General features: G+C 61.4%; 20 protein-coding genes. 10 read left to right on the top strand and 10 right to left on the bottom strand.

All coding sequences use genetic code 11. The features are described from left to right. Window positions 1–144 precede the first annotated feature (144 nt). A complete protein-coding gene (locus tag ACVWVP_RS24555; protein WP_178923698.1) occupies window positions 145–1,557 on the bottom strand; it encodes a transglycosylase SLT domain-containing protein in 1,413 nt (470 codons plus the stop codon). A 98-nt stretch (window positions 1,558–1,655) separates the two neighbouring features. Beyond that, the gene (gene gloB, locus ACVWVP_RS24550; protein ID WP_457408507.1) at window positions 1,656–2,423 is read right to left on the bottom strand and encodes a hydroxyacylglutathione hydrolase; all 768 of its coding nucleotides are present in this window, start codon (window positions 2,421–2,423) and stop codon (window positions 1,656–1,658) included. Window positions 2,424–2,488: 65 nt separating this feature from the next. Here gloB and ACVWVP_RS24545 point away from each other — a divergent pair, with 65 nt between their 5' ends. The 5 genes from ACVWVP_RS24545 (at window position 2,489) to ACVWVP_RS24525 (ending at window position 7,645) form a co-directional block, all read left to right on the top strand. Further along, complete coding sequence (locus ACVWVP_RS24545; RefSeq protein WP_178923694.1) at window positions 2,489–3,247, top strand: class I SAM-dependent methyltransferase; 759 nt, start codon at window positions 2,489–2,491, stop codon at window positions 3,245–3,247. Window positions 3,248–3,292: 45 nt separating this feature from the next. Continuing rightward, the gene (gene rnhA / locus ACVWVP_RS24540) at window positions 3,293–3,745 is read left to right on the top strand and encodes a ribonuclease HI (protein ID WP_016972779.1); all 453 of its coding nucleotides are present in this window, start codon (window positions 3,293–3,295) and stop codon (window positions 3,743–3,745) included. Between the two features lie 110 nt (window positions 3,746–3,855). Next, window positions 3,856–4,596, top strand: a complete 741-nt coding sequence (dnaQ, locus tag ACVWVP_RS24535; protein WP_178923800.1) for a DNA polymerase III subunit epsilon — start codon at window positions 3,856–3,858, stop codon at window positions 4,594–4,596. Window positions 4,597–4,799: 203 nt separating this feature from the next. Beyond that, a complete protein-coding gene (locus tag ACVWVP_RS24530) occupies window positions 4,800–7,055 on the top strand; it encodes an Orn/Lys/Arg family decarboxylase (RefSeq protein WP_457408505.1) in 2,256 nt (751 codons plus the stop codon). A gap of 8 nt (window positions 7,056–7,063) precedes the next feature. Beyond that, a complete protein-coding gene (locus tag ACVWVP_RS24525; RefSeq protein WP_176997803.1) occupies window positions 7,064–7,645 on the top strand; it encodes a GNAT family N-acetyltransferase in 582 nt (193 codons plus the stop codon). Here ACVWVP_RS24525 and ACVWVP_RS24520 read toward each other — a convergent pair. Further along, entirely contained in the window at window positions 7,642–8,535 is an 894-nt protein-coding gene (locus tag ACVWVP_RS24520; protein WP_178923069.1) for a LysR substrate-binding domain-containing protein, read from the bottom strand. The genes ACVWVP_RS24525 and ACVWVP_RS24520 overlap by 4 nt on opposite strands. A gap of 133 nt (window positions 8,536–8,668) precedes the next feature. Between ACVWVP_RS24520 and gspG the strand changes: the two genes are divergently transcribed. Both gspG and ACVWVP_RS24510 read left to right on the top strand, forming a co-directional pair. Next, complete coding sequence (gspG, locus tag ACVWVP_RS24515; RefSeq protein WP_457408503.1) at window positions 8,669–9,118, top strand: type II secretion system major pseudopilin GspG; 450 nt, start codon at window positions 8,669–8,671, stop codon at window positions 9,116–9,118. A gap of 102 nt (window positions 9,119–9,220) precedes the next feature. After that, window positions 9,221–9,577, top strand: coding sequence for a hypothetical protein (locus tag ACVWVP_RS24510; protein WP_457408501.1), 357 nt, complete (start codon window positions 9,221–9,223; stop codon window positions 9,575–9,577). A gap of 60 nt (window positions 9,578–9,637) precedes the next feature. On the opposite strand, the gene ACVWVP_RS24505 is transcribed toward ACVWVP_RS24510, so the two are convergent. After that, window positions 9,638–9,874, bottom strand: coding sequence for a hypothetical protein (locus tag ACVWVP_RS24505; protein ID WP_176997799.1), 237 nt, complete (start codon window positions 9,872–9,874; stop codon window positions 9,638–9,640). Window positions 9,875–10,103: 229 nt separating this feature from the next. Here ACVWVP_RS24505 and ACVWVP_RS24500 point away from each other — a divergent pair, with 229 nt between their 5' ends. Continuing rightward, entirely contained in the window at window positions 10,104–10,661 is a 558-nt protein-coding gene (locus ACVWVP_RS24500) for an NADPH-dependent FMN reductase (protein WP_178923064.1), read from the top strand. Between the two features lie 104 nt (window positions 10,662–10,765). On the opposite strand, the gene poxB is transcribed toward ACVWVP_RS24500, so the two are convergent. Further along, window positions 10,766–12,490: a ubiquinone-dependent pyruvate dehydrogenase gene (gene poxB, locus ACVWVP_RS24495; RefSeq protein ID WP_259175639.1), complete on the bottom strand. Its 1,725-nt coding sequence runs from the start codon at window positions 12,488–12,490 to the stop codon at window positions 10,766–10,768. 77 nt (window positions 12,491–12,567) lie between these two features. Next, window positions 12,568–13,800: an NADH:flavin oxidoreductase/NADH oxidase family protein gene (locus ACVWVP_RS24490; RefSeq protein ID WP_259175641.1), complete on the bottom strand. Its 1,233-nt coding sequence runs from the start codon at window positions 13,798–13,800 to the stop codon at window positions 12,568–12,570. A gap of 72 nt (window positions 13,801–13,872) precedes the next feature. Here ACVWVP_RS24490 and ACVWVP_RS24485 point away from each other — a divergent pair, with 72 nt between their 5' ends. Continuing rightward, a complete protein-coding gene (locus ACVWVP_RS24485; RefSeq protein ID WP_178923057.1) occupies window positions 13,873–14,277 on the top strand; it encodes a MerR family transcriptional regulator in 405 nt (134 codons plus the stop codon). A 42-nt stretch (window positions 14,278–14,319) separates the two neighbouring features. Here the strand turns inward: ACVWVP_RS24485 and ACVWVP_RS24480 are convergent, their stop codons facing one another. From ACVWVP_RS24480 to metH, 4 genes are all read right to left on the bottom strand, one after another. Continuing rightward, window positions 14,320–14,814 carry a DUF934 domain-containing protein gene (locus ACVWVP_RS24480; protein ID WP_003235539.1) on the bottom strand — a complete coding sequence of 165 codons (495 nt, stop codon included), beginning with the start codon at window positions 14,812–14,814 and terminating at the stop codon, window positions 14,320–14,322. Next, entirely contained in the window at window positions 14,798–16,456 is a 1,659-nt protein-coding gene (locus ACVWVP_RS24475; protein ID WP_178923056.1) for a nitrite/sulfite reductase, read from the bottom strand. Before ACVWVP_RS24475 ends, ACVWVP_RS24480 begins: the two co-directional genes overlap by 17 nt. 404 nt (window positions 16,457–16,860) lie before the next feature. Beyond that, window positions 16,861–17,079, bottom strand: coding sequence for a DUF2970 domain-containing protein (locus ACVWVP_RS24470; RefSeq protein ID WP_178923054.1), 219 nt, complete (start codon window positions 17,077–17,079; stop codon window positions 16,861–16,863). 169 nt (window positions 17,080–17,248) lie between these two features. After that, the gene (gene metH, locus ACVWVP_RS24465; protein ID WP_457408500.1) at window positions 17,249–20,959 is read right to left on the bottom strand and encodes a methionine synthase; all 3,711 of its coding nucleotides are present in this window, start codon (window positions 20,957–20,959) and stop codon (window positions 17,249–17,251) included. Window positions 20,960–21,125: 166 nt separating this feature from the next. Here metH and ACVWVP_RS24460 point away from each other — a divergent pair, with 166 nt between their 5' ends. Beyond that, a complete protein-coding gene (locus tag ACVWVP_RS24460) occupies window positions 21,126–23,417 on the top strand; it encodes a fatty acid cis/trans isomerase (RefSeq protein WP_178923050.1) in 2,292 nt (763 codons plus the stop codon). The last annotated feature ends 140 nt before the right edge of the window (window positions 23,418–23,557 follow it).

The raw sequence follows: 23,557 nt of genomic DNA, 5'->3' as shown, positions 1-23,557 counted from the left end.
AAAAGCGTGCCGAGAGCACTGGGGATCCAATGTGGGAGCGGGCTTGCTCGCGAATACGGTGTGTCAGTCACTGGTTGCATTGACTGATCCTCTGCATTCGCGAGCAAGCCCGCTCCCACATTAGCCCGCGGTGTGCTTCAGGCTTCAGCGAGGCCCGGACACCACCAACATCTGCCCCGGCTTCAGCGCCTGGCCAGTGCGCGGGTTCCAGCGCTTGAGATGTTGCATCTCGACGTTGAAGCGCTTGGCGACGATGTACAGCGAGTCACCTTTCTTGACCTTGTATTGCACCGGCTTCTTGCTGTCGGCCTTGGCCACCAGCTTGCGGGTGTCCTGCATCACCAGGGTCTGGCCGACCTTGAGGGCCTGGCCGTTGAGCTTGTTCCAGCGTTGCAGGTCATGCACGTCGACCTTGTTGGCCTTGGCGATCAGCGTGAGGTTGTCGCCGCTGCGCACCTTGTAGCTGCGTGAACGCCCGGCAACACGTGCAGTCTCGACTTCGTCGAACACCTGCTTCTTCGGACGCATCGCCAGCAATTCTTCGGGCTTCATCGTCGACAGGGTGCTGGTGAGCAGCTGCGCCTTGGAGCTTGGCACCAGCAAATGCTGGGGGCCGTCCAGGGTGGTGCGTTGCTTCAATGCGGGGTTGAGCTGGAACAGTTCGTCTTCGTCGATCTCGGCCAGCGCGGCGACCCGGGACAGGTCCATGCTCTGCTTGACCTCGACCACTTCGAAATACGGCTGGTTGGCGATCGGGCTCAGGTTGACGCCGTAGGCCTCGGGGGCCAGCACCACCTGGGACAGCGCCAGGAACTTGGGCACGTAGTCCTTGGTTTCCTGGGGCAGGGGCAGGTTCCAGTAGTCGGTCGGCAGGCCGAGCTTCTCGTTGCGCTCTATCGCCCGGCTCACCGTACCTTCACCGGCGTTGTAGGCGGCCAGCGCCAGCAACCAGTCGCCGTTGAACATGTCGTGCAGGCGGGTCAGGTAGTCCAGGGCGGCGGTGGTGGAGGCGGTGATGTCGCGGCGGCCGTCGTAGGCGCGGGTCTGGCGCAGGTTGAAGTAACGCCCGGTGGAAGGAATGAACTGCCACAAGCCGACCGCATCGCTGCGCGAATAGGCCATTGGGTTGTAGGCGCTTTCAATCACGGGCAGCAGCGCCAGTTCCAGCGGCATGTTGCGTTCTTCAAGGCGTTCGACGATGTAATGAATGTAGAGGCTGCCGCGTTCTCCGGCGTTCTCCAGGAAGGAAGGGTTGCTGGCGAACCACAAGCGCTGTTGCTCGATGCGCGGGTTGACACCCAGGCCGTCCTGCAATTGAAAGCCCCGTCGCATGCGTTCCCAGACGTCCTGGGGCACTTCGGGGCTGGGCTTCTCTGATAGCCAAATAGGTTTTTGCTTGATCTTGGCAGCAAGATTCGGTTTGGGTTGCACGGTGGATTGTGCAGCGAAATTTGTCGATTGGCAGCCCGCCAGAGTCGCGGACACAGCCACCGCCACAGCTTGAGCCAGGCGGGTCAATGCGTCTGAAGAAATGGATTTACGAATAGATGACGACATTGGCTGGAAGTAAGTTCCGGGCAAAAATGTCGGGCGATTCTAGAAAGCGCTTGGGTTCCGGTCAACCATTCAGAAAATACGTATCAGATTGCGATCCATTAGAACTTATCTTTCCAAGCCCTCAAGCTAGCAAACACCTCGGCCCCAGCGCGGTTGTCGCGGCCATTCCGTTCGTCCGCTTTTTGTTTAACGGATGTTTCAGTGGTACGCAGGAAAGGGTTAGTACGTTTTTCCAGGGCCAGGTTGGACGGCAGCGTCATCTCGCCGCGCGCCCTGAGTTGATTGACGTTCTCCACCCGTTCGGCGATGTCGGCGTTGTCCGGTTCCACGGCCTGGGCGAACCTCAGGTTGCTTTGTGTGTATTCGTGGGTGCAGTACACCAGGGTGTCGGCGGGCAGGGCCGCCAGGCGTTCCAGGGAGGTGTGCATCTGTTCTGGCGTGCCTTCGAACAGGCGGCCGCAACCGGCGGCAAACAGGGTGTCACCGCAGAACAACACGCCGTAGTGATAAAAGGCGATATGGCCGAGGGTGTGGCCGGGTACGCTATAAACGTCGAAGTCCCAACCCAGTACGCTGACACGGTCGTTGTCTTGCAAGGCCACGTCTCGCCCCGGGATCTTCTCGTTCGCCGGGCCGTAGACCTTGGCGCCGGTCAGCTGTTTGAGCTGTTCGACACCGCCGACATGGTCGTGGTGATGGTGGGTGATCAGGATGTCGCTGAGGGTCCATTGCGGGTTTTGCCCGAGCCAGGCCAGCACGGGCGCAGCATCGCCTGGGTCGACCACCGCGCAGCGTTGGCTTTGAGGGTCTTGTAACAACCAGATGTAGTTATCGGTGAAGGCGGGCAGGGCACTGATCTGTATCATTCTTCGATTCGCCAAGCTGAACACATTGGTGCATCTTAGAACGTCTAGGCGAGTTGGAGAATGCAATGACTGATAAAGCGTTCGCCCAGGCCGATCCTGAATGGCTGGCCCTGATCGGCGCGGCCCGTGAATGGCTGTCCGGGCCCATCGGGCAATTTTTGCTGGACGAAGAGCGGCGCATGCTCGAAGACGAGCTGGGCCGCTTCTTTGGTGGCTACCTGGTGCATTACGGCCCGTCGGCCGAGACACCGCCCACCGCGCCACAGGTGCAACGCAATGTGCGCCTGGGTGCGCCGCTGCCGGGGGTGGAAATCGTCTGCGAGGAACAAGCCTGGCCGTTGAGTGAACATGCCGCCGATGTGGTGGTGCTGCAGCATGGCCTGGATTTCTGCCTGTCGCCCCACGGCCTGCTGCGCGAGGCCGCCAGCAGCGTGCGCCCGGGTGGCCATCTGCTGATCATCGGCATCAACCCCTGGAGCAGTTGGGGCTTGCGTCATGTGTTCGCCCATGACGGCTTGCGCCAGGCGCGCTGCATCTCGCCGTCGCGCGTAGGGGACTGGCTGAACCTGCTGGGCTTTGCGCTGGAGAAACGCCGCTTCGGGTGCTATCGTCCGCCGCTTGCCTCGGCCAAGTGGCAAGGCCGCCTGGCCGGCTGGGAACGCCGCGCGGGTGCCTGGCAACTGTCGGGTGGCGGCTTCTATCTATTGGTCGCGCGCAAGATCGTGGTTGGGCTGCGCCCTGTGCGCCAGGTGCTGCGCCAGCCCATGGGCAAGCTGGTGCCGATGCCGATGGCCAAGGTCAACCGCAAGCAAAGCGAACCCTAATACCTTTTTTGATTTCAGACTTGCCTGTCTTGATGGATGTAACCGATGACCGATACCGTAGAACTCTTCACTGATGGCGCCTGCAAGGGCAACCCAGGCCCTGGTGGCTGGGGCGCGTTGCTGGTGTGCAAGGGCGTGGAGAAGGAACTGTGGGGCGGCGAACCCAACACCACCAACAACCGCATGGAGCTGATGGGCGCCATCCGTGGCCTCGAAGAACTCAAGCGCCGCTGCGACGTGCTGCTGGTGACCGACTCGCAATACGTGATGAAGGGCATCAACGAGTGGATGGTCAACTGGAAAAAGCGTGGCTGGAAGACCGCCGCCAAGGAGCCGGTGAAAAACGCCGACCTGTGGCAACTGCTCGATGAGCAGTGCAACCGCCACAACATCACCTGGAAATGGGTGCGCGGGCACATCGGCCACCCGGGCAACGAACGGGCTGACCAGTTGGCCAACCGTGGCGTGGACGATGTGCGCGGCTACAAGCAGAGCTGATCATTAAAGCGCGGTAACGCCCAGGGCCGGCCTTGGGCTGCGTGGGGCATGACGTGCTAATATCCCGCATCTTGAAATACACCCCCGTTGAGAGCTGAACCCTGATGGCCATCCGATCTGTTGTACTCGATACCGAAACCACCGGCATGCCGGTGACCGATGGTCACCGGATCATCGAAATCGGTTGTGTCGAACTGATGGGCCGCCGCCTCACCGGCCGTCACTTTCACGTGTACCTGCAACCGGACCGCGACAGTGACGAAGGCGCGATCGGCGTCCACGGCATCACCGACGAGTTCCTCAAGGGCAAGCCGCGTTTCGCGGAAGTCGCCGATGAGTTTTTCGAGTTCATCACCGGCGCCCAGCTGATCATCCATAACGCGGCGTTTGACGTCGGCTTCATCAACAACGAATTTGCCCTGATGGGGCAGACCGATCGCGCGGACATCTCCCAGCACTGCTCGATCCTCGACACCTTGATGATGGCCCGCGAACGTCACCCGGGCCAGCGCAACAGCCTCGACGCCTTGTGCAAACGTTATGGCGTCGATAACTCCGGTCGTGAGCTCCACGGCGCCTTGCTCGACTCCGAGATCCTGGCGGACGTCTACCTGGCCATGACGGGCGGGCAGACCAGCCTGTCGCTGGCTGGCAACGCCTCTGACGGCAGCGGTTCTGCCGAAGGTTCGGGCAATCGCCCTTCGGAAATCCGTCGCCTGCCGGCTGATCGCAAGCCGAGCGTGATCATTCGCGCCAGCGAGCAGGACATGGCCGAGCATGCCGCGCGCCTGGAAGCCATCGCCAAGTCGGCGGGTGCACCGGCGTTGTGGTCGACCCTGACCCAGCAATAGGCTGACTCGACGCGGTAAACAATGTGGGAGCGGGCGTGCTCGCGAATGCGGTGGTTCAGTCGGCTCATTTATTGACTGAAACACCGCATTCGCGAGCAAGCCCGCTCCCACATTTGATTTCTACGGCTTTCGAAATCTTCATTCGCGTCATCCGTCCCAAGCTTCTACCCTTGAGTGCATAGCCCTCAGGACTGAACGCACTCATGTACAAAGACCTGAAGTTCCCTGTTCTTATCGTGCACCGTGACATCAAGGCCGACACGGTGGCCGGTGATCGGGTCCGGGGCATCGCCCGGGAGCTGGAACAAGAGGGCTTCAGTATCTTCTCTGCGGTGGACTACGCCGAAGGCCGGCTGGTGGCCTCTACCCATCATGGCCTGGCGTGCATGCTGATCGCCGCCGAAGGGGCCGGCGAAAACACCCACCTGCTGCAAAACATGGTCGAGCTGATCCGGCTGGCCCGGGTGCGGGCGCCCAACCTGCCGATCTTCGCCCTGGGCGAGCAAGTCACCCTGGAGAACGCGCCGGCCGATGCCATGAGCGAACTCAACCAACTGCGCGGCATCCTCTACCTGTTCGAAGACACCGTGCCGTTCCTGGCCCGACAAGTCGCCCGAGCGGCGCGTGGCTACCTGGATGGCTTGTTGCCGCCTTTCTTCAAGGCCCTGGTGCAGCACACGGCCGACTCCAATTATTCCTGGCACACCCCCGGCCACGGTGGCGGGGTGGCCTATCGCAAGAGCCCGGTGGGGCAGGCGTTTCATCAGTTCTTCGGGGAAAACACCCTGCGTTCGGATTTGTCGGTCTCGGTGCCCGAGCTGGGCTCGCTGCTCGATCACACCGGGCCGCTGGCGGAAGCCGAAGCCCGCGCCGCGCGCAACTTTGGCGCCGACCATACGTTCTTCGTGATCAACGGTACGTCCACCGCCAACAAGATCGTCTGGCATTCCATGGTTGGCCGCGATGACCTGGTGCTGGTGGACCGCAACTGCCACAAGTCGGTGCTGCATTCGATCATCATGACCGGCGCGATCCCGCTGTACCTGTGCCCGGAGCGCAACGAGCTGGGCATCATCGGCCCGATCCCCCTGAGTGAGTTCAGCCCCGATTCCATCCGCGCCAAGATCGACGCCAGCCCCTTGACCCGAGAGCGCCCGCCGAAAGTCAAGATGGCGGTGGTGACCAACTCCACCTACGACGGCCTGTGCTACAACGCTGAGCTGATCAAGCAGCAATTGGGCAACAGCGTCGAAGTGCTGCACTTCGATGAAGCCTGGTACGCCTACGCGGCCTTCCATGAGTTCTTTGCCGGACGCTATGGCATGGGCACCTCGCGCACCCCGGACAGCCCCCTGGTGTTCACCACCCACTCGACCCACAAGCTGCTGGCGGCATTCAGCCAGGCGTCGATGATCCATGTGCAGGATGGCGGCGCTCGCCAGCTGGACCGCGACCGTTTCAACGAAGCGTTCATGATGCACATCTCCACCTCGCCGCAATACAGCATCATTGCCTCGCTGGACGTCGCTTCGGCCATGATGGAAGGCCCGGCCGGGCGCTCGTTGCTGCAGGAGATGTTCGACGAAGCCCTGAGTTTTCGTCGCGCCCTGGCCAACCTGCGCCAACACATCGCCGCCGAAGACTGGTGGTTTTCCATCTGGCAGCCGCCCTCGGTGGCCGGGATCGACCGCGTCGCCACGGCGGATTGGCTGTTGCAGCCGCAGGATGACTGGCACGGGTTCGGTGATGTGGCCGAAGACTACGTATTGCTCGACCCGATCAAGGTCACGTTGGTAATGCCGGGCCTCAACGCGGGTGGCGCCTTGAGCGACTGTGGGATTCCCGCTGCGGTCGTCAGTAAATTCCTCTGGGAGCGTGGGCTGGTGGTGGAAAAGACTGGCCTGTATTCCTTCCTCGTGCTGTTTTCCATGGGCATTACCAAAGGCAAGTGGAGTACCTTGCTTACCGAGTTGCTGGAGTTCAAGCGCAACTACGACGCCAACGTCAGCCTGGCCAGCTGTTTGCCCTCGGTGTATGCCCAGGGTCCGACGCGTTACCAGGGCCTGGGGCTGCGCGACCTGTGCGACCAATTGCACAGCTGTTATCGCAGCAACGCCACGGCCAAGCACCTCAAGCGCATGTACACGGTATTGCCGGACATCGCGATGAAACCCGCCGACGCCTACGACCAGTTGGTGAGGGGGGAAGTGGAGGCGGTTTCCATTGATGCCTTGCCAGGGCGCATCGCAGCCGTGATGCTGGTGCCTTATCCGCCGGGCATTCCGTTGATCATGCCCGGTGAGCGCTTTACCGAATCGACACGGTCGATCATCGACTACCTGGCGTTTGCCCGGACGTTCGATAGCAGTTTCCCCGGTTTTGTCGCGGATGTTCATGGGTTGCAACACGAAGATGACGGCAGTGGTCGTTGTTACACCGTCGATTGCATCAAGGGTTAAGGATGGTTATGCAGGCTGTAATGAACCCGAAGTACCCGGGGCTCAGTGTAAGGGTCGCCGACGAGGGCTTTGATGCCTACGTGTGGGGCAATGACTTCAGTTTTGAGGTGAGCACCTACGGCGAGCCGCAGATGGGCAAGCGGGTCGATCAGTGGCCGGTGGAGCGCATCGTGCCGTACCGCAAGTGCTACGGGATCGATCCTGAAGAGTTCGCCAGTTTCCGTGACGCGCCGGACAGTGCGATCTTCATGGCCTACCTGGACGACCGGGCGGTGGGGCATATCGTGGTCAGCACCAACTGGAACGGCTTTGCCCACGTCGACGAACTGGCGGTGGCCTTGCCGGCGCGGCGCCATGGCGTGGCGAAGGCGCTGCTGGATGTGGCGCAGTTCTGGAGCCGCAAGAAGAACCTGCCGGGGATGATGCTGGAGACCCAGAACAACAACCTCGGCGCCTGCCGTTTGTATGAGCGTTGCGGTTATGTGATGGGCGGGATCGACCACCTGCGCTATCGCGGCATCGACCCACAGACCCGCGAAGTGGCGATTTTCTGGTACCGGTTATTCAAGAGCGAAGTCGAACAGGTTTAACCCGGCAGGAGGCTTTCGGCCTTCTGGGTGACGATCTCCAGCAGCGCATTCAAGGCCGGTGACGGCGTGCCGTCCTTGAGGGTCAGCGCATACAGGCTGACCGGGATCGGTGGCGACACCGGGCACGCATCCAACCCGGCTTCCCGGGCGCCGTAGGCGGTGAACGGGTCGACAATCGCCAGGCCTTCCCCGGCTTCCACCATGCTGCGCATCATCTGGTAGGTCTGCACCCGCGTCTGCACCACTGGCAACGGGCGCAGGGCTTGCAGCTTGGCGTCCAACAGGCGGCTCAAGGGGTCATGGCCTTCGAGGCCGATCATCGACTGGCCGGCCAGGTCCTGCAGCGCAATGTACTTCTGCTTGGGTTTGAGCCAGCCATGGGGGGCGAGCAGTTGCAGCTTGCCCTGGGCCAGCACGGTGCTCTGGATCTGCGGGTGTTCCGGGTCATGCAGGCTCAAGCCCACGTCGGCCTCGTGCAGCAGCAGGCTGCGCACGATCTCCCGGGTCGGCTGGCTGGACAGGTTGCACGGGGTGTCCTGGAAGCGCCGCCGCAACACGGCGATGCTCTGTGGCAACAACTGGTTGGCCAGGGGCGGCGTGCACAGGGCGCGCAGGGTCGGGGCGTGATGGTGTTTCAGCCGGCTGGCCAGGCGTTGTACCGGTTCCAGGGCTTCGTAGAGGTGGGCGATCTGTGTTTGCAGCTCCAGGGTCTCACGCGTTGCTTGCAAACGCCCGCGCACACTGGCAAACAGCATGAAGCCCAACAGGTGCTCGGCATCCTTGAGCGTGGCGTCCACGTCGCCCACGGGGAGTTGCAACCATTCGGCGGCCGTGCCGAGGTGTCCGGTCTGCAAGATGGCCTGAATCACTTCGATATGACGTAAACGCATCGCCGGAGTCTATGTTCAGTGCGATGGGGTTTCAATGGCTGGGCAAAAAACAGCGTGGGCTTTTCGCCTACCGTTGCAACCTGCGGTTCATGTAAAGCGTGTAATAACCGACGAACAATGAGGGAGCGTCGCGATGTCCGGCAAAACCGCAGCATTTGACAGCCTGTCCCGCCAGCGAGGGTTTACCCGTTGGGCGGTGCTGGTGGTGTTGGTCATCGTTGGGCTATTGACCCTGGCGGTGGGGCCAAGGCTGTTTGGCGATGTGACCCTGGCCGAGATCGCCACGGCAAAAACGCAGGTGGCCGAGTTGGGCAAGGCACTCGAAGGTTTTCATCACGACACGGGCCGCTATCCCACCGACGCGGAAGGGCTGGAGGCCTTGACTGAGCAGCCTGTCGACGTGGCGCAGTGGAAAGGTCCTTATATCCAGGACGAACTGCTGACCGACCCGTGGGGCATTGCCTACCAGTACCATTACCCTGCGACCCAGGGCCAGGCACCGTTTGATCTGTTCTCGTTCGGCAAGGACCGGACGCTGGGCGGTGTCGGGGTCAACAAGGATATTACCTACGGCGACAACTGAATCATCTGGCAATACCTATAGACCTGATTAGAATGACGCGTCTGATCATCAACGACCAATGCCGGTTACCGGCACTTACAACAAAAACAGGTCTGGTCTCGAATGCCGCTACCCTCGAATGTTCTCGGGGTAACGGTCAAGCAACTGGTGGTCCTGGTGACCGTCGGCTGCGTGGCCGCTTACCTATTCAGTAACACCGACGACAACACCCCGCAAAAGCATGCGCTCGAAGCGTTCATCCGCTCCCAGGAACAGGTGGCCGAGCAAGTGGGCACCGTGCTGGACATTGCACTGGTCAAGGAAGTGGTCGCGCACCCAGGCTATGGCACCACGGGGAATACACCGGGCTACACGCGCTCGATGTTTGCCGTCGAGGGTGAAAAGGGGCGGGTGCTGGTGACGCTCAAGCAAGTGGAGGGGGAGCAAGGGGTGGAGGTGACGCAGATAAGCCGGCAGTGATCGCCGGCCCAGTCAATGGCGCGGATGGCCAGGACTGAGCAGGTCTAGTGAGGCGAGATCTTATGACGCGAGGGTGGTTTCCGATTCACGGACAATGATGGTGCCCGATTGAATCAGTTTGAACTCATCTCCTTCCAGCTTTTCTACGCGGTCGCCAATGGCCAATTTGTAGGTGGTGGTAGGCATCGAGCCAGCCTGGCTGTCCTGCGCCGGGTTGGATTCCTGGAACTCATGCACCGAATACACGCGTCCTTCCGCGTCTCTGGCATGGAACTGTCCGACAAGTACTGCAGCCATCTGTTTAGAACCTCTGGAGATAAACACTCGATTTGCGGTTCTGTAGACCGTCATGGAGCGGGGTAGTTTACCTATAGTAAAAAAATACTATTCGTTGAAGATTTCAGACGCTTCCTACGCGCATGAGTGCGCAGTAACGTTCAGGAGGAATAGCAAAAACCTGCTGGTGAACACGGCGTGAAGACTCTATAACTGAAAGCTCCTTTAGTCAGACGTCGGGAAAACCTCAATGAGCAAGGTCTACACGATTGCCGTCCTGGTTGGCAGCTTGAGAAAAGAGTCGATCAACCGCAAGGTCGCCCTGGCCTTGGCCGAACTGGCCCCTGCCAACCTGAAGTTGAACATTGTGGAAATTGGCGATCTGCCACTCTACAACGAGGACATCGACGGAGGTACGCCGCCGGCAGCCTACAGTACTTTCCGTCAACAGGTGAGCTCTTCCGACGCGGTGTTGTTCGTGACCCCGGAATACAACCGTTCCGTGCCTGCTCCACTGAAGAATGCGATTGACGTCGGCTCCCGTCCCTACGGCAAAAGTGCCTGGAGCGGCAAGCCGGGAGCGATCATCAGCGTGTCACCCGGTGCCATTGGCGGGTTTGGTGCCAACCACCATTTGCGCCAGTCCCTGGTGTTCCTCGATGTGCCGTGCATGCAGCAGCCGGAAGCCTACCTGGGCGGCGCAGGCAGCCTGTTCGATGAGGCTGGCAAACTGTCGGAAAAAACCAAACCCTTCCTGCAGGCGTTTATCGATGCCTACGGCAAATGGGTAGAAAAACAATCCGCCTGACACCCCACACCTTGTCGGAGCCGGCTTGCCGGCGATGGGCCCTAAAGCCTTGCGGTGATCACGAAACCGCCATCGCCGGCAAGTGTCACGTCAGTCGAGCTGGCTCAGCGCAGCCAGTTAGTGCGCGCCAGTTCGATCACTTCATCGCCACGGCCACTCATCACCGCCTTGAGCATGTACAGGCTGAAACCCTTGGCCTGCTCCAGCTTGATGCTCGGCGGCATCACCAGTTCCTGAGTCGCCGTCACCACGTCCACCAGCACCGGGCCGTCATGGGCCAGGGCGCGGCGCAAGGCCGGTTCCAGGTCTTCGGATTGCTCCACGCGAATGCCCAGGATCCCCATGGCATTGGACATGGCCGCAAAGTCCGGGTTTTTCAGCTCGGTGCCGGTGTCCAGGTAGCCGGCAGCTTTCATCTCCATGGCCACAAACCCCAGGGATGAGTTGTCGAATACGATGACTTTGACCGGCAGTTTCAACTGCGCCAACGAAATGAAATCCCCCATCAACATGGCGAACCCGCCGTCACCGGACAGGGAAATCACCTGCCGCCCCGGGAACGCCGCTTGGGCGCCGATCGCCTGGGGCATGGCGTTGGCCATGGAGCCATGGTTGAACGAGCCGATCAGGCGGCGTTTGCCGTTCATCTTCAAATAACGCGCGGCCCACACGGTGGGCGAGCCAACGTCGGCGGTGAAGATCGCATCATCACTGGCCAGTTCGCTGAGCAAGCGCGCGACGTATTGCGGGTGGATGGGGCGGTTGGCTTTCGACGGTTGCGCCAGGTCATCCAGGCCTTGGCGGGCTTTCTCATAGTGCTTCAACGACGTGTCGAGGAAGCTGCGATCGGTCTTGCGGGTCAGGCGCGGCAAGAGCGCGTCAAGGGTTTCGCTGACGTCGGCGGCGATGCCCAGGTCCAGGGTGGCGCGGCGCCCCAGTGCCTGCGGGTTGCGGTCGACCTGGATGATCTTCGCGTCGGTGGGGTAGAACTGGCGGTAGGGGAAGTCGGTGCCGAGCATGATCAGCGTGTCGCAGTTGAGCATGGCATGGTAGCCCGAGCTGAAGCCGATCAGGCCGGTCATGCCGACGTCAAACGGGTTGTCCCATTCCACATGCTCCTTGCCCCGCAAGGCATGCACCACCGGTGCGCCCAGGGTATCGGCCAAGGCCACCACCTGGTCATGGGCGCCGGCACAGCCGCTGCCGCACAGCAGGGTGACTTTCTGGCTGCCATCGAGCAGCTCGGTGAGGCGTTGCAGGTCCTGTTCGGCCGGTAAGGTGCGCGGTGCGTGCAGGGCAGGCCAGGGCTTGAGCGTGTCCTCGACCTCCAGCAGCGAAATATCCCCGGGGATCACCACCACGGCCACGCCACGGTTGAGGATCGCCGAACGCATGGCGCGGTGCAGCACCTGGGGCATCTGCGCGGGGTTGGTCACCAGCTCGATAAAGTGGCTGCACTCCTTGAACAGTTCCTGGGGATGGGTTTCCTGGAAGTAGTTCAGGCCGATCTCGGAGGAGGGGATCTGCGCCGCAATGGCCAGCACCGGCACGTGGTTGCGATGGCAGTCGAACAGCCCATTGATCAGGTGCAGGTTGCCCGGCCCGCAGCTGCCGGCGCACACCGTCAATTCGCCGGTGGCTGCCGCCTCGGCGCCAGCCGCGAAGGCGGCGACTTCCTCATGGCGCACGTGCATCCACTCGATGCTGTCCATGGTGCGCAGGGCGTCGGTCAGGCCGTTCAGGCTGTCGCCGGTCAGGCCCCAGATGCGCTTGATGCCCGCCTGTTCAAGGGTGGTTGCCAATTGCTGGGCCAGGTTGATGTTCGCCATGAAGCACTCCAATCGTCAGTGAGGTTAAAAACGGCTGATCAGTAGAGGACAGTTCGATCACGGCGAATGCTCCGTCCTTATTGTGAAGATTGCGTCATGGCCGCACGGTATTGGCGGGTGCGTCGTGCGATAAACCACTGGTCACGTACCAGAGCCAGCAGGGGCGCGACGCTCGGGTTGGGCAGGCGTCCGCGGCTCAGGCGGCGCAGTTGCTCGCGCACCACGGCCATGGTGGCGAGGGAGGCCAGCGGCTTGCGCTTCCAGCGGATCGGCTGCAATTGCGGGTTGAGGTCGCGCCCCTCACGCCAGTGTTTGATCAGCTGGGGTTCCAGGGTCAGCGCTGTGGCGATACCGGCCATGGCGATGCCGCTGTCGAGCACTTGTTGCACCACCGGCAAGCGGCGAATGCCGCCGGTGACCATCACCGGCATGGTGGCAATGGCCGCCAGCTCACTGGCCATCTCCAAAAAGTACGCCTCACGGGCCAGGGTCCGGCCGTCCCGCGCTTCGCCCTGCATGGCCGGGGCTTCGTAACTGCCACCGGACAACTCCAGCAGGTCGACCGGCAAGGTGTTGAGCAACTCGACCACCGCCCGCGCATCCGCCGCGTCGAAGCCGCCGCGCTGGAAGTCTGCCGAGTTGAGCTTCACCGCCACGCAAAACCCGGGGCTGACGCTGGCGCGCACGGCCGTGATCACCTCCACCAGCAAGCGGGCGCGGTTCTCCAGGCTGCCGCCCCAGCGATCGGTGCGCTGGTTGCTCAGCGGCGACAGGAACTGGCTGAGCAGGTAACCGTGGGCCGCATGGATCTGCACGCCGGTGAAGCCGGCTTGCTCGGCCAGGCGGGCGCTGGTGGCGAAGCGCTGGATCACGTCTTGAATATCGTCTTCGGTCATCGCCTTGGGCTTGGCGAACATCTTGGAAAAACCACCGAGGTCCAGTGCGACCGCCGACGGCGCCAGCGCTTGCTGGCCCAGGTTGGCCATGGTCTGGCGGCCGGGGTGGTTGAGTTGCACCCAGAAGTGCACGCCCTTGGCGCGGGCGATGTCGGCCCATTCGCGAAAGCTCGCCAGGTGCTGCTCATCTTCCAGGGCGACGCCACCGGGGCCGGTCATGGCGCGACGGTCGATCATCACGTTGCCGGTCAACAGCAAGCCCGGTTCGCCGTCGGCCCAGGCCTTGTACAGCTGCTTCAATTCGCGGGAGGGCGCTTGCCGAGCATCCGCCATGTTCTCTTCCATCGCCGCCTTGGCGATGCGGTTGGCGAGGACTTGGCCGTTGGGCAGTTGCAAGGCTTCAAAGGGTGACATGGGTTGACTCCTGAGCGGGGGAGGCCTCAGGCTAAGCTTAAAGTTAACTTTAATGTCAAGCAGGGCGTGGCGATGAATATTGGTGAGCTGGCAAAACAGAGTGGCTTGGCGGCATCGCGCATCCGCTTCTACGAAGCCGAAGGCCTGATCAGCCAGGTGGGGCGCCAGGCCAATGGCTACCGGCGTTATGCCGCAGAGGCGCTACAGACCCTGCAACTGATCCAGAGTGCGCAAAAGGCCGGGTTCACCTTGCAGGAGCTAAAGGCTTTGATGCCAGCCCCGGGCGAGCACAAGCGCGAGGAGCTGATCGACGCGCTGGAACGCAAGGTGCAGCAGATCGAACAGATGCAAGCGCAGTTGGCCCACAGCAAGGCGCAATTGCTGGGGGTGATCGAGACGGTGCGGGCGCACCCTGAAGGCGTTCCCTGTTCCATGGGCCAGCAGCGTGTGCTGGCCGCCATCAAAAACGACGCATAAAAAAAGCCCTGGCATTGCCAGGGCTTTTTTGTACGCCAAGGTTCAGCGGCGGCGGAACAGCGGCAACGGTTCATCCGTCGCAGCCTGGTACGTCACCGAGAAGTCCTTGAGGCTTTCCAGCGCTTCGTACGGGTCTTTGTCGGCGCGCAAGGCGAAGGCATCGAACCCGCAGCGGCGCAGGTAGAACAACTGGTCGCGCAGCACGTCGCCAATCGCCCGCAGCTCGCCCTTGTAACCGTAGCGGTCACGCAGCAGGCGTGCGTTGGAGTAGTTGCGCCCGTCGGTGAAGGCCGGGAAATTCAGCGCGATGACCTGGAAGTGTTCCACGTCGGCGCCGATCTCTTCGGCTTCTTCATCGGCGTCCAGCCACACACCCAGGCCGCCGTCGCGGGCCTTGAGGGCGTGACCGTGTTCGCGCCACAGCGCCAACGGCACGATCAGGTCGTCGCAGTTGGAGATGCCGTCGAAGCTCGCGTCCTTGGGCAGCAGGTGCCAGGTTTCGTCGAGGACTTCGTTGTTCTTAATGATTCGCTGCATAGACGCGCTCCTTGAACAGGTCGATGCCGATGCGCTGGTAGGTGTCGATGAAACGCTCATCTTCGGTGCGCTGTTCGATGTACACATCGATCAACTTGCCGATCACCTCGGGCATGGCTTCCTGGGCGAAGGATGGGCCGAGGATCTTGCCCAGGCTCGCATCGCGGCTGGCGCTGCCACCCAGGGACACTTGGTAGAATTCTTCGCCTTTCTTGTCCACGCCCAGGATGCCGATGTGGCCGACGTGGTGGTGACCACAGGCGTTCATGCAACCGGAGATGTTCAGGTCCAGCTCGCCGATGTCGAACAGGTAGTCCAGGTCGTCGAAACGGCGCTGGATCGATTCGGCAATCGGGATCGACTTGGCGTTGGCCAGGGAGCAGAAATCGCCGCCCGGGCAGCAGATGATGTCGGTCAGCAGGCCGATGTTCGGCGTGGCAAAACCGCCTTCGCGCAGCTCGCCCCACAGGGTGAACAACTGGCTCTGCTCAACGTCCGCGAGGATGATGTTCTGCTCGTGGGAGGTGCGCAGTTGGCCGAAGCTGTAGCGGTCGGCCAGATCGGCCACGGCGTCCAGCTGCTTGTCGGTGATATCGCCCGGTGCAACACCGGTAGGCTTCAACGACAGGGTCACGGCCACGTAGCCCGGCTTCTTGTGCGCCAGGGTGTTGCGGCCACGCCAGCGGGCGAAACCCGGGTGTTCTTTATCGAGCGCTGCAAACTCGGCGTCCTGATTGGCCAGGGCCTTGTACTCAGGGTCGACGAAGTGCTTGGCAACGCGATGTACTTCGGCTTCGGTCAGGGTGGTCTGGCCGCCGCGCAGGTGTTCCATTTCAGCGTCGACTTTCTGGGCAAACACCTCAGGGGTCAGCGCCTTGACCAGGATCTTGATCCGGGCCTTGTACTTGTTGTCACGACGGCCATAGCGGTTGTAGACCCGCAGGATCGCGTCAAGGTAGCTCAACAGGTCCTGCCACGGCAGGAACTCGTTGATGAAGGCACCCACCACCGGGGTACGACCGAGGCCGCCACCCACGAGTACGCGGAAGCCCAGCTCGCCGGCTGCGTTGTACACCGGCTCCAGGCCGATATCGTGCACTTCGATCGCTGCACGGTCCGAGGTCGAGCCATTGATGGCGATCTTGAACTTGCGCGGCAGGTAGGCGAATTCTGGGTGGAAGGTAGTCCATTGACGGACGATTTCGCACCAGGGGCGTGGGTCGATCAGTTCATCGGCAGCAACGCCGGCGAATTGGTCGGTGGTCACGTTGCGCAGGCAGTTACCGCTGGTCTGAATGGCGTGCATCTGCACGGTGGCCAGTTCAGCCAGGATGTCCGGCACGTCTTCCAGCGCCGGCCAGTTGAACTGCACGTTCTGGCGGGTACTGATGTGGGCGTAGCCTTTGTCGTAGTCGCGGGCAATCTTGGCCATCATGCGCATCTGGCGCGAAGTCAGCTGGCCATAGGGCACGGCCACTCGCAGCATCGGCGCAAAGCGCTGAACATAAAGGCCATTTTGCAGGCGCAGAGGGCGGAACTCTTCTTCGCTCAGTTCACCTGCCAGATAGCGTCGGGTCTGATCACGGAACTGCTTGACGCGGTCCTCGATGATGCGCTGATCGTATTCGTCGTATACGTACATATAGGTCCTGTTCTCGGCAAATCTGCGCGCACGGCCGCGCACTCCCAACGGAGCCGGCGCACGATACCAGTTTGCGTTTATGCGCAAAAGTGATGTTTGAGTATATGCAAATAACCAAATCGCCTATTGAGAACGGTTATCGCATTACCCACATTTGTCATGCGGGCAATCATCAACTTTACTGTCGTCGAGTCTTAGTGCAATCACCTACAAAACCGACAAGAGGCGATGCGATGAGCAATTCTACAAAAGCCCGTAAACCCGATAGTACCGTTGATGCCTGGGCCATTCTGTTCCTGATCATCCTGGTGGTGGGCACCGCGGTGTTCTGGGTCAGCCACCAGTAGCCATAGCTACAGACCCCTGTAGGAGCTGGCAAGCCAGCTCCTACAGTCAGGTTGGGTTTACACGCCGGCCAGGTGCAGCACCAGTTTGACGATGCCAAACAGTGTCAGCGCGAACACCCCCGTGAACAGGATGCCCAGGATCACGAAGTGGCTGGGTTTGCCGTGGGTGAAATCGCGGGCGCGATTCTTGCCGCTCTGCACGCCAAAGGCGGCGGCCATGACGCTGTGGAGCATCTGCCAGAAGGTAGGTGGCTTGTTGTTGACTGGATCGTCCATACATCCCTCGCAAGACGGAGCCTGGAGGAAAGCATAGCCCAAACACCATAAAACCCATGTGGGAGCTGGCTTGCCTGCGATAGCGGTTTGTCAGTCGACATTGTCATCAACTGAAAGACCGTCATCGCAGGCAAGCCAGCTCCCACAGGTTGATCGGTGTTGTGTCAGATCAGTTGTCGTAGCCCAGGTTCGGCGCCAGCCAGCGCTCGGTCACGGCCAGGTCCTGGCCTTTGCGCGCGGTGTAGCTGACCACCTGGTCCTTGTCGATCTTGCCGACCGCAAAGTACTGCGCCTGCGGGTGGGCGAAGTACCAGCCGCTGACCGCCGCCGCCGGGAACATGGCGTAGTGCTCGGTGAGGAACACGCCGCTGCGGCCGGCTTGCATTTCACGGGCTTCTGGGTCGAGCAACTGGAACAGGGTGCCTTTCTCGGTGTGATCCGGGCACGCCGGGTAGCCCGGGGCAGGGCGGATGCCGCTGTACTGCTCCTTGATCAGCGCCTCGTTGTCCAGTGCTTCGTCCTTGGCATAACCCCAGTAGTCTTTACGCACTTGTTGGTGCAGCCACTCGGCGCAGGCCTCGGCCAGGCGGTCGGCCAGGGCCTTGACCATGATCGAGTTGTAGTCGTCGCCCGCGTCCTGGTAAGCGTTGGCCACTTCTTCGGCGCCGATGCCGGCGGTGGTGATGAACCCGCCCACGTAGTCGGTCACGCCGCTGTCCTTGGGGGCCACGAAGTCGGCCAGGGAGAAGTTCGGCTTGCCGTCGGTCTTGATGATCTGCTGGCGCAGGTGGTGCAGGGTCGCCAGGGGCTTGCCATCGTCACCGTAGACTTCCAGGTCGTCGTCTTGCACCTGGTTCGCCGGCCAGAAGCCGAACACCGCGCGGGCGCTGATGAGCTTTTCATCGATCAGCTTGGCCAGCATTTCCTGGGCGTCGGCATACAGCGCGCGGGCCGCTTCACCGACCACTTCGTCGTCGAGGATGCGCGGGAACTTGCCTGCCAGGTCCCAGGAAATGAAGAACGGCGTCCAGTCGATGTATTCGGCCAGCACCTTGAGGTCGATATTGTCCAGCACCTTGGAACCGGTAAAGGTCGGCACCACCGGCGTGTAGGTGTTCCAGTCGAACTGCGGCTTCTTGGCGATGGCCGCGGCGTAGCTCAAGCGTTCGGTACGGGCGCTGCGATTGGAGGTGCGCTCGCGCACTTCCACGTATTCCTCGCGGGTGCGTTCCACAAAGCCGGCTTTCAGCTCCTTGGACAGCAGCTGCGTGGCCACGCCCACCGCACGGGAGGCGTCGGTGACGTACACCACTGCATCGTTGCTGTACTTGGGCTCGATCTTCACCGCCGTGTGCGCCTTGGAGGTGGTGGCGCCACCGATCATCAGCGGCAGGTGGAAGTCCTGGCGCTGCATCTCGCGGGCCACGTGCACCATTTCGTCCAGGGACGGCGTGATCAGGCCGGACAGCCCGATAATGTCGCACTTCTGCTCCTTGGCCACCTGCAGGATCTTCTCCGCCGGCACCATCACGCCCAGGTCGACGATGTCATAGCCGTTGCAACCCAGCACCACGCCGACAATGTTCTTGCCGATGTCGTGCACGTCGCCTTTGACCGTGGCCATCAGGATCTTGCCCTTGGCTTCCGGCTTGTCGCCTTTCTCCAGCTCGATGAACGGGATCAAGTGGGCCACGGCCTGTTTCATTACCCGGGCGGACTTCACCACCTGGGGCAGGAACATTTTGCCGGCGCCAAACAGGTCGCCGACGATGTTCATGCCGGACATCAACGGGCCTTCGATCACTTCGATCGGGCGTGCGAACGACAGCCGCGATTCCTCGGTGTCTTCGACAATATGGGTGGTGATGCCCTTGACCAGCGCGTGTTCCAGGCGCTTGTTCACGTCCCAGCCACGCCATTCCTCGGTCTCGGCTTCCTTGACGCTGCCATCGCCCTTGTATTTGTCGGCGATGGCGAGCAGGGCGTCGGTGCCTTCCGGTGTGCGGTTGAGCACCACGTCTTCCACGGCGTCGCGCAGCTCGGCCGGGATCTGGTCGTAGATCTCCAACTGGCCGGCGTTGACGATGCCCATGGTCAGGCCGTTGCGAATCGCATACAGCAGGAACACCGAGTGGATCGCCTCACGCACCGGGTTGTTGCCGCGGAACGAGAACGACACGTTGGACACGCCACCGGAACTCAGTGCGTAGGGCAGTTCGTCACGGATGTAGGCACAGGCGTTGATGAAATCGACGGCGTAGTTGTTGTGCTCTTCGATACCGGTGGCGACCGCGAAGATGTTCGGGTCGAAGATGATGTCTTCCGGTGGGAAGCCCACTTCATTGACCAGGATGTCGTAGGAGCGTTTGCAGATTTCTTTCTTGCGCGCTTCGGTGTCGGCCTGGCCGGCTTCGTCGAACGCCATCACCACCACGGCGGCGCCGTAGCGCTTGCACAGCTTGGCGTGGTGAATGAACTGCTCCACGCCTTCCTTCATGCTGATGGAGTTGACGATGCCCTTGCCCTGGATGCACTTGAGGCCGGCTTCGATCACGTCCCACTTGGAGGAGTCGATCATGATCGGCACGCGGGAGATGTCCGGCTCGCCGGCGATCAGATTGAGGAAGGTCACCATGGCCTTCTTCGAATCCAGCATCCCTTCGTCCATGTTGATGTCGATCACCTGGGCGCCGGCTTCCACCTGCTGCAGGGCGACTTCCAGGGCTTCGGTGTAGTTGTCTTCACGGATCAAGCGGGCGAACTTGGCCGAGCCGGTGATGTTGGTGCGCTCGCCGACGTTGACGAACAACGAACTGCGATCAATGGTGAACGGCTCCAGGCCTGACAGGCGGCAAGCCTTCGGAATGTCTGGGATCACGCGCGGTGCATAGCCGGCCACGGCCTTGGCGATGGCTTCGATGTGGCCCGGCGTGGTGCCGCAGCAGCCGCCGACGATGTTGAGGAAGCCGCTCTGGGCAAACTCTTCGATGACCTTGGCTGTTTGCGACGGCAGTTCGTCGTATTCGCCGAACTCGTTGGGCAGCCCGGCGTTCGGGTGCGCGGAGACGTGGGTGTTGGCCTTGTTCGACAACTCTTCCAGGTACGGACGCAGCTCGCTGGCGCCCAGGGCGCAGTTCAGGCCCACGGAAATCGGCTTGGCATGGGCCACCGAGTTCCAGAACGCTTCGGTGGTCTGGCCCGACAGGGTGCGGCCGGAGGCGTCGGTGATGGTGCCGCTGATCATGATCGGCAGTTCGATATCCAGTTCTTCGAACACACCCTGCACGGCGAAGATCGCGGCCTTGGCGTTGAGGGTGTCGAAAATGGTCTCGATCAGGATCAGGTCGGCGCCGCCCTCGATCAGGCCCTTGGTGGCCTCGGTGTAGTTCTCCACCAGTTCATCGAAGGTCACGTTGCGGTAGCCGGGGTTGTTCACGTCCGGCGACAGCGAGCAGGTACGGCTGGTCGGGCCGAGCACGCCGGCAACGAAACGCGGCTTGGCCGGGTTTTCGGCGGTCTTGGCGTCGGCGATCTTGCGCGCCAGGCGTGCGCCTTCTACGTTTAGCTCATAGGCCAGCTCTTCCATGCCGTAGTCGGCCATGGAAATGCGCGTGGCGTTGAAGGTGTTGGTTTCGAGGATGTCGGCGCCGGCATCCAGGTAGGCTTTCTCGATGCCACCGATCACGTCCGGACGGGTGATCACCAGCAAGTCGTTGTTGCCCTTGACGTCGCTCGGCCAGTCGGCAAAGCGTTTGCCTCGGTAGTCATTTTCTTCAAGCTTGTAGCTCTGGATCATCGTGCCCATACCGCCGTCGAGGATCAGGATACGTTCCTTGAGGGCTTGATGAAGGGCTTGCAGACGAACGCTACGATCGGACATGGGACTACTCTGGTCAGGCATTTCGGAGGGCGTGAATCATAGCAAACCTGTGCCGATTTAGAGCATGCACAGTATTTGCATGAATATCGTTCATGTTGTTGGAGGGTGTGGCCCGGTAGAATCACCGCCATATTTTAAGCGCACGCATTGAATCGGGACCGGATACATGTCACTTCGTCTTATCGTCAGCGCCGTGCTGTTGCTGATTGCCAGCAGCACCCAGGCACAAAGTCCCGCTCCGGCGATTTCCTATACCCGCGATATCCAGCCGATCTTTACCGAGAAATGCGTGGCCTGCCATGCCTGCTACGACTCTGCCTGCCAGCTCAACCTGGGCAGTGCCGAAGGCGCGGCCCGGGGCGCGAGCAAAGTGCCGGTCTACGACGGTGAGCGCAGCCAGGCCACGCCAACCACGCGGTTGTTTTATGACGCCTTCGGCAAGCAAGCCTGGCAGCAAAAGGGCTTCTATTCGGTGCTGGATGCCCAGGGCAGCCAGGCGGCGCTGATGGCGCGCATGCTGGAGCTGGGGCACAACGCACCGCTGCAGCCTAACGCCAAGTTGCCCGAAGACATCGTATTGGGCCTGAACCGCGAAAACATGTGCGCCATGCCCGGCGAGTTCAATGCCTACGCGGGCGCCCATCCCAAGGAAGGCATGCCGCTGGCCGTCACCGGCCTGACGGACCAGCAATACCAGACGTTGCAACGCTGGCTCGCCTCCGGCGCGCCGATTGACGAGCAAGGCCTGGCCCCCAGCGCCAAGGAAGCGCTGCAAGTGCAACAGTGGGAAAACCTGTTCAACCAGCCCGGCGCCCGGGAAAGCCTGGTGGCGCGCTGGTTGTTCGAGCACCTGTTCCTGGCGCATATCTATTTCGAGAACGGCGAGCCGGGGCATTTCTTCCAGTGGGTGCGTTCGCGCACGCCCAGCGGCCAGCCGATTGACCTGATCGCCACCCGTCGCCCCAACGATGACCCGGGCACCCAGGTGTACTACCGCCTGTGGCCGGTGCAGGGCGTGATCGTGCACAAGACCCACATCACGTACCCGTTCAGTGCGCAGAAAATGGCGCGGATCAAAGAGCTTTTTTACGCTGGTAACTGGCAGGTCAATGCGCTGCCGGGCTATGGGCCGGGGCGTCGGGCCAATCCATTCGAAACCTTCGAGGCCATCCCGGCCAAGGCGCGCTACCAGTTCATGCTCGATAACGCCGAATACTTTGTGCGCACCTTTATTCGCGGGCCGGTGTGCCGTGGGCAGATCGCTACGGATGTGATCCGCGACAACTTCTGGACCCTGTTCCAGGACCCGGACCACGACCTGTACATCACCGATGCGCGCTACCGCGGCCAGGCCACGCCGTTGCTGGCGATGCCGGGGCAGAATGACGACGTGGGCAGCGTGCTGAGCCTGTGGCTCTCTTATCGCGACAAGCGCAACCAGTACGAAGCCTTGCGCCGCGACAGTTACGCCGATGTGCCGCCACCGAGCTGGTCGACCCTGTGGGCGGGCAACGACAATGCCTTGTTGACCATCTTCCGCCACTTTGACAGTGCGTCGGTGACCAAGGGTTTGATCGGCGAAGTGCCGCAGACGATGTGGCTGTTCGACTACCCGCTGCTGGAGCGCACCTATTACCAGTTGGCGGTGAACTTCGACGTGTTTGGCAACGTGTCGCACCAGGCCCAGACCCGCTTGTATTTCGACCTGATCCGCAACGGTGCCGAGCAGAACTTCCTGCGCCTGATGCCGGCCGACTCCCGCGACGGGTTCCTCGATGACTGGTACCAGAACAGCGGCAAGCTCAAGATGTGGCTGGATTATGAAGCCATTGACGACGACAAGCCGACCGGTCTGCACCTGAATGAGAAAGACCCCAAACGTGATTTTGCCAACCAGTTGCTCACCCGTTACGGCGACCTGAACGCCAGCCCGGACCCGATCAACCGCTGTGATGGCGCGTATTGCTCCCGCGATGGTATCGACCCGGCGTTGCAGGACGCCGAACAGGCGTTGAGCCGGCTGACATCACGCCCGGCAGCAGGGCTCAAGGTCATCGACCAATTGCCTGAGGCGACGATGCTGCGTATTGAGACCGCCAGTGGCAAGCGTGTGGTCTATAGCATGCTGCGTAACCGCGCCCACAGTAATGTGGCGTTCCTGTTGGGTGAGGCTTATCGCTATCAGCCGGGGCTGGATACGGTGACCATTTACCCGGGGGTGTTGAGTAGTTATCCGAATTTCATGTTCAACATTCCGGCGCAGGAAGTGCCCGAGTTTGTGGCGCAAATGGAGCGGGCCAAGGATGCCAACCGGTTTGAAAAGATCGTTGACCGTTGGGGCGTGCGTCGCAGTCATCCGTTGTTCTGGCAGTATTTTCATGATTTGTCGCAGTACATTCGTGAGACTACGCCGGTGGAGGAGGGGGTGTTGGATATGAATCGGTATGAGAATTTGTGAGGTTTGTTCGGGGGGCATATCCGGTATTTGAGTAACGGCTGATATTGGTTCCGCTCTTACAGCGGCTCACTTTTGAAGAGCGCAAAAGTAAGCAAAACGCTCTTGCCCCAACACTCGGCACCTCGCTTAGGCTCGGTGTG

The sequence above is a fragment of the Pseudomonas sp. TE24901 genome, from assembly GCF_054058375.1.
This window is presented reverse-complemented; position numbering and strand designations above follow the sequence as displayed.

Excerpts from the sequence above, each read along its gene's own strand:
- ACVWVP_RS24480 (WP_003235539.1), bottom strand. The coding sequence starts at position 14,814 with ATGCAGCGAATCATTAAGAACAACGAAGTCCTCGACGAAACCTGGCAC.
- ACVWVP_RS24505 (WP_176997799.1), bottom strand. The coding sequence starts at position 9,874 with ATGGCTGCAGTACTTGTCGGACAGTTCCATGCCAGAGACGCGGAAGGA.
- metH (WP_457408500.1), bottom strand. The coding sequence starts at position 20,959 with ATGTCCGATCGTAGCGTTCGTCTGCAAGCCCTTCATCAAGCCCTCAAG.
- ACVWVP_RS24520 (WP_178923069.1), bottom strand. The coding sequence starts at position 8,535 with ATGCGTTTACGTCATATCGAAGTGATTCAGGCCATCTTGCAGACCGGA.
- ACVWVP_RS24525 (WP_176997803.1), top strand. The coding sequence starts at position 7,064 with ATGCAGGCTGTAATGAACCCGAAGTACCCGGGGCTCAGTGTAAGGGTC.
- ACVWVP_RS24485 (WP_178923057.1), top strand. The coding sequence starts at position 13,873 with ATGAATATTGGTGAGCTGGCAAAACAGAGTGGCTTGGCGGCATCGCGC.
- ACVWVP_RS24510 (WP_457408501.1), top strand. The coding sequence starts at position 9,221 with ATGCCGCTACCCTCGAATGTTCTCGGGGTAACGGTCAAGCAACTGGTG.
- ACVWVP_RS24530 (WP_457408505.1), top strand. The coding sequence starts at position 4,800 with ATGTACAAAGACCTGAAGTTCCCTGTTCTTATCGTGCACCGTGACATC.
- ACVWVP_RS24470 (WP_178923054.1), bottom strand. The coding sequence starts at position 17,079 with ATGGACGATCCAGTCAACAACAAGCCACCTACCTTCTGGCAGATGCTC.
- ACVWVP_RS24490 (WP_259175641.1), bottom strand. The coding sequence starts at position 13,800 with ATGTCACCCTTTGAAGCCTTGCAACTGCCCAACGGCCAAGTCCTCGCC.
- ACVWVP_RS24555 (WP_178923698.1), bottom strand. The coding sequence starts at position 1,557 with ATGTCGTCATCTATTCGTAAATCCATTTCTTCAGACGCATTGACCCGC.
- gspG (WP_457408503.1), top strand. The coding sequence starts at position 8,669 with ATGTCCGGCAAAACCGCAGCATTTGACAGCCTGTCCCGCCAGCGAGGG.
- ACVWVP_RS24545 (WP_178923694.1), top strand. The coding sequence starts at position 2,489 with ATGACTGATAAAGCGTTCGCCCAGGCCGATCCTGAATGGCTGGCCCTG.
- ACVWVP_RS24500 (WP_178923064.1), top strand. The coding sequence starts at position 10,104 with ATGAGCAAGGTCTACACGATTGCCGTCCTGGTTGGCAGCTTGAGAAAA.
- poxB (WP_259175639.1), bottom strand. The coding sequence starts at position 12,490 with ATGGCGAACATCAACCTGGCCCAGCAATTGGCAACCACCCTTGAACAG.
- gloB (WP_457408507.1), bottom strand. The coding sequence starts at position 2,423 with ATGATACAGATCAGTGCCCTGCCCGCCTTCACCGATAACTACATCTGG.
- ACVWVP_RS24475 (WP_178923056.1), bottom strand. The coding sequence starts at position 16,456 with ATGTACGTATACGACGAATACGATCAGCGCATCATCGAGGACCGCGTC.
- ACVWVP_RS24460 (WP_178923050.1), top strand. The coding sequence starts at position 21,126 with ATGTCACTTCGTCTTATCGTCAGCGCCGTGCTGTTGCTGATTGCCAGC.
- rnhA (WP_016972779.1), top strand. The coding sequence starts at position 3,293 with ATGACCGATACCGTAGAACTCTTCACTGATGGCGCCTGCAAGGGCAAC.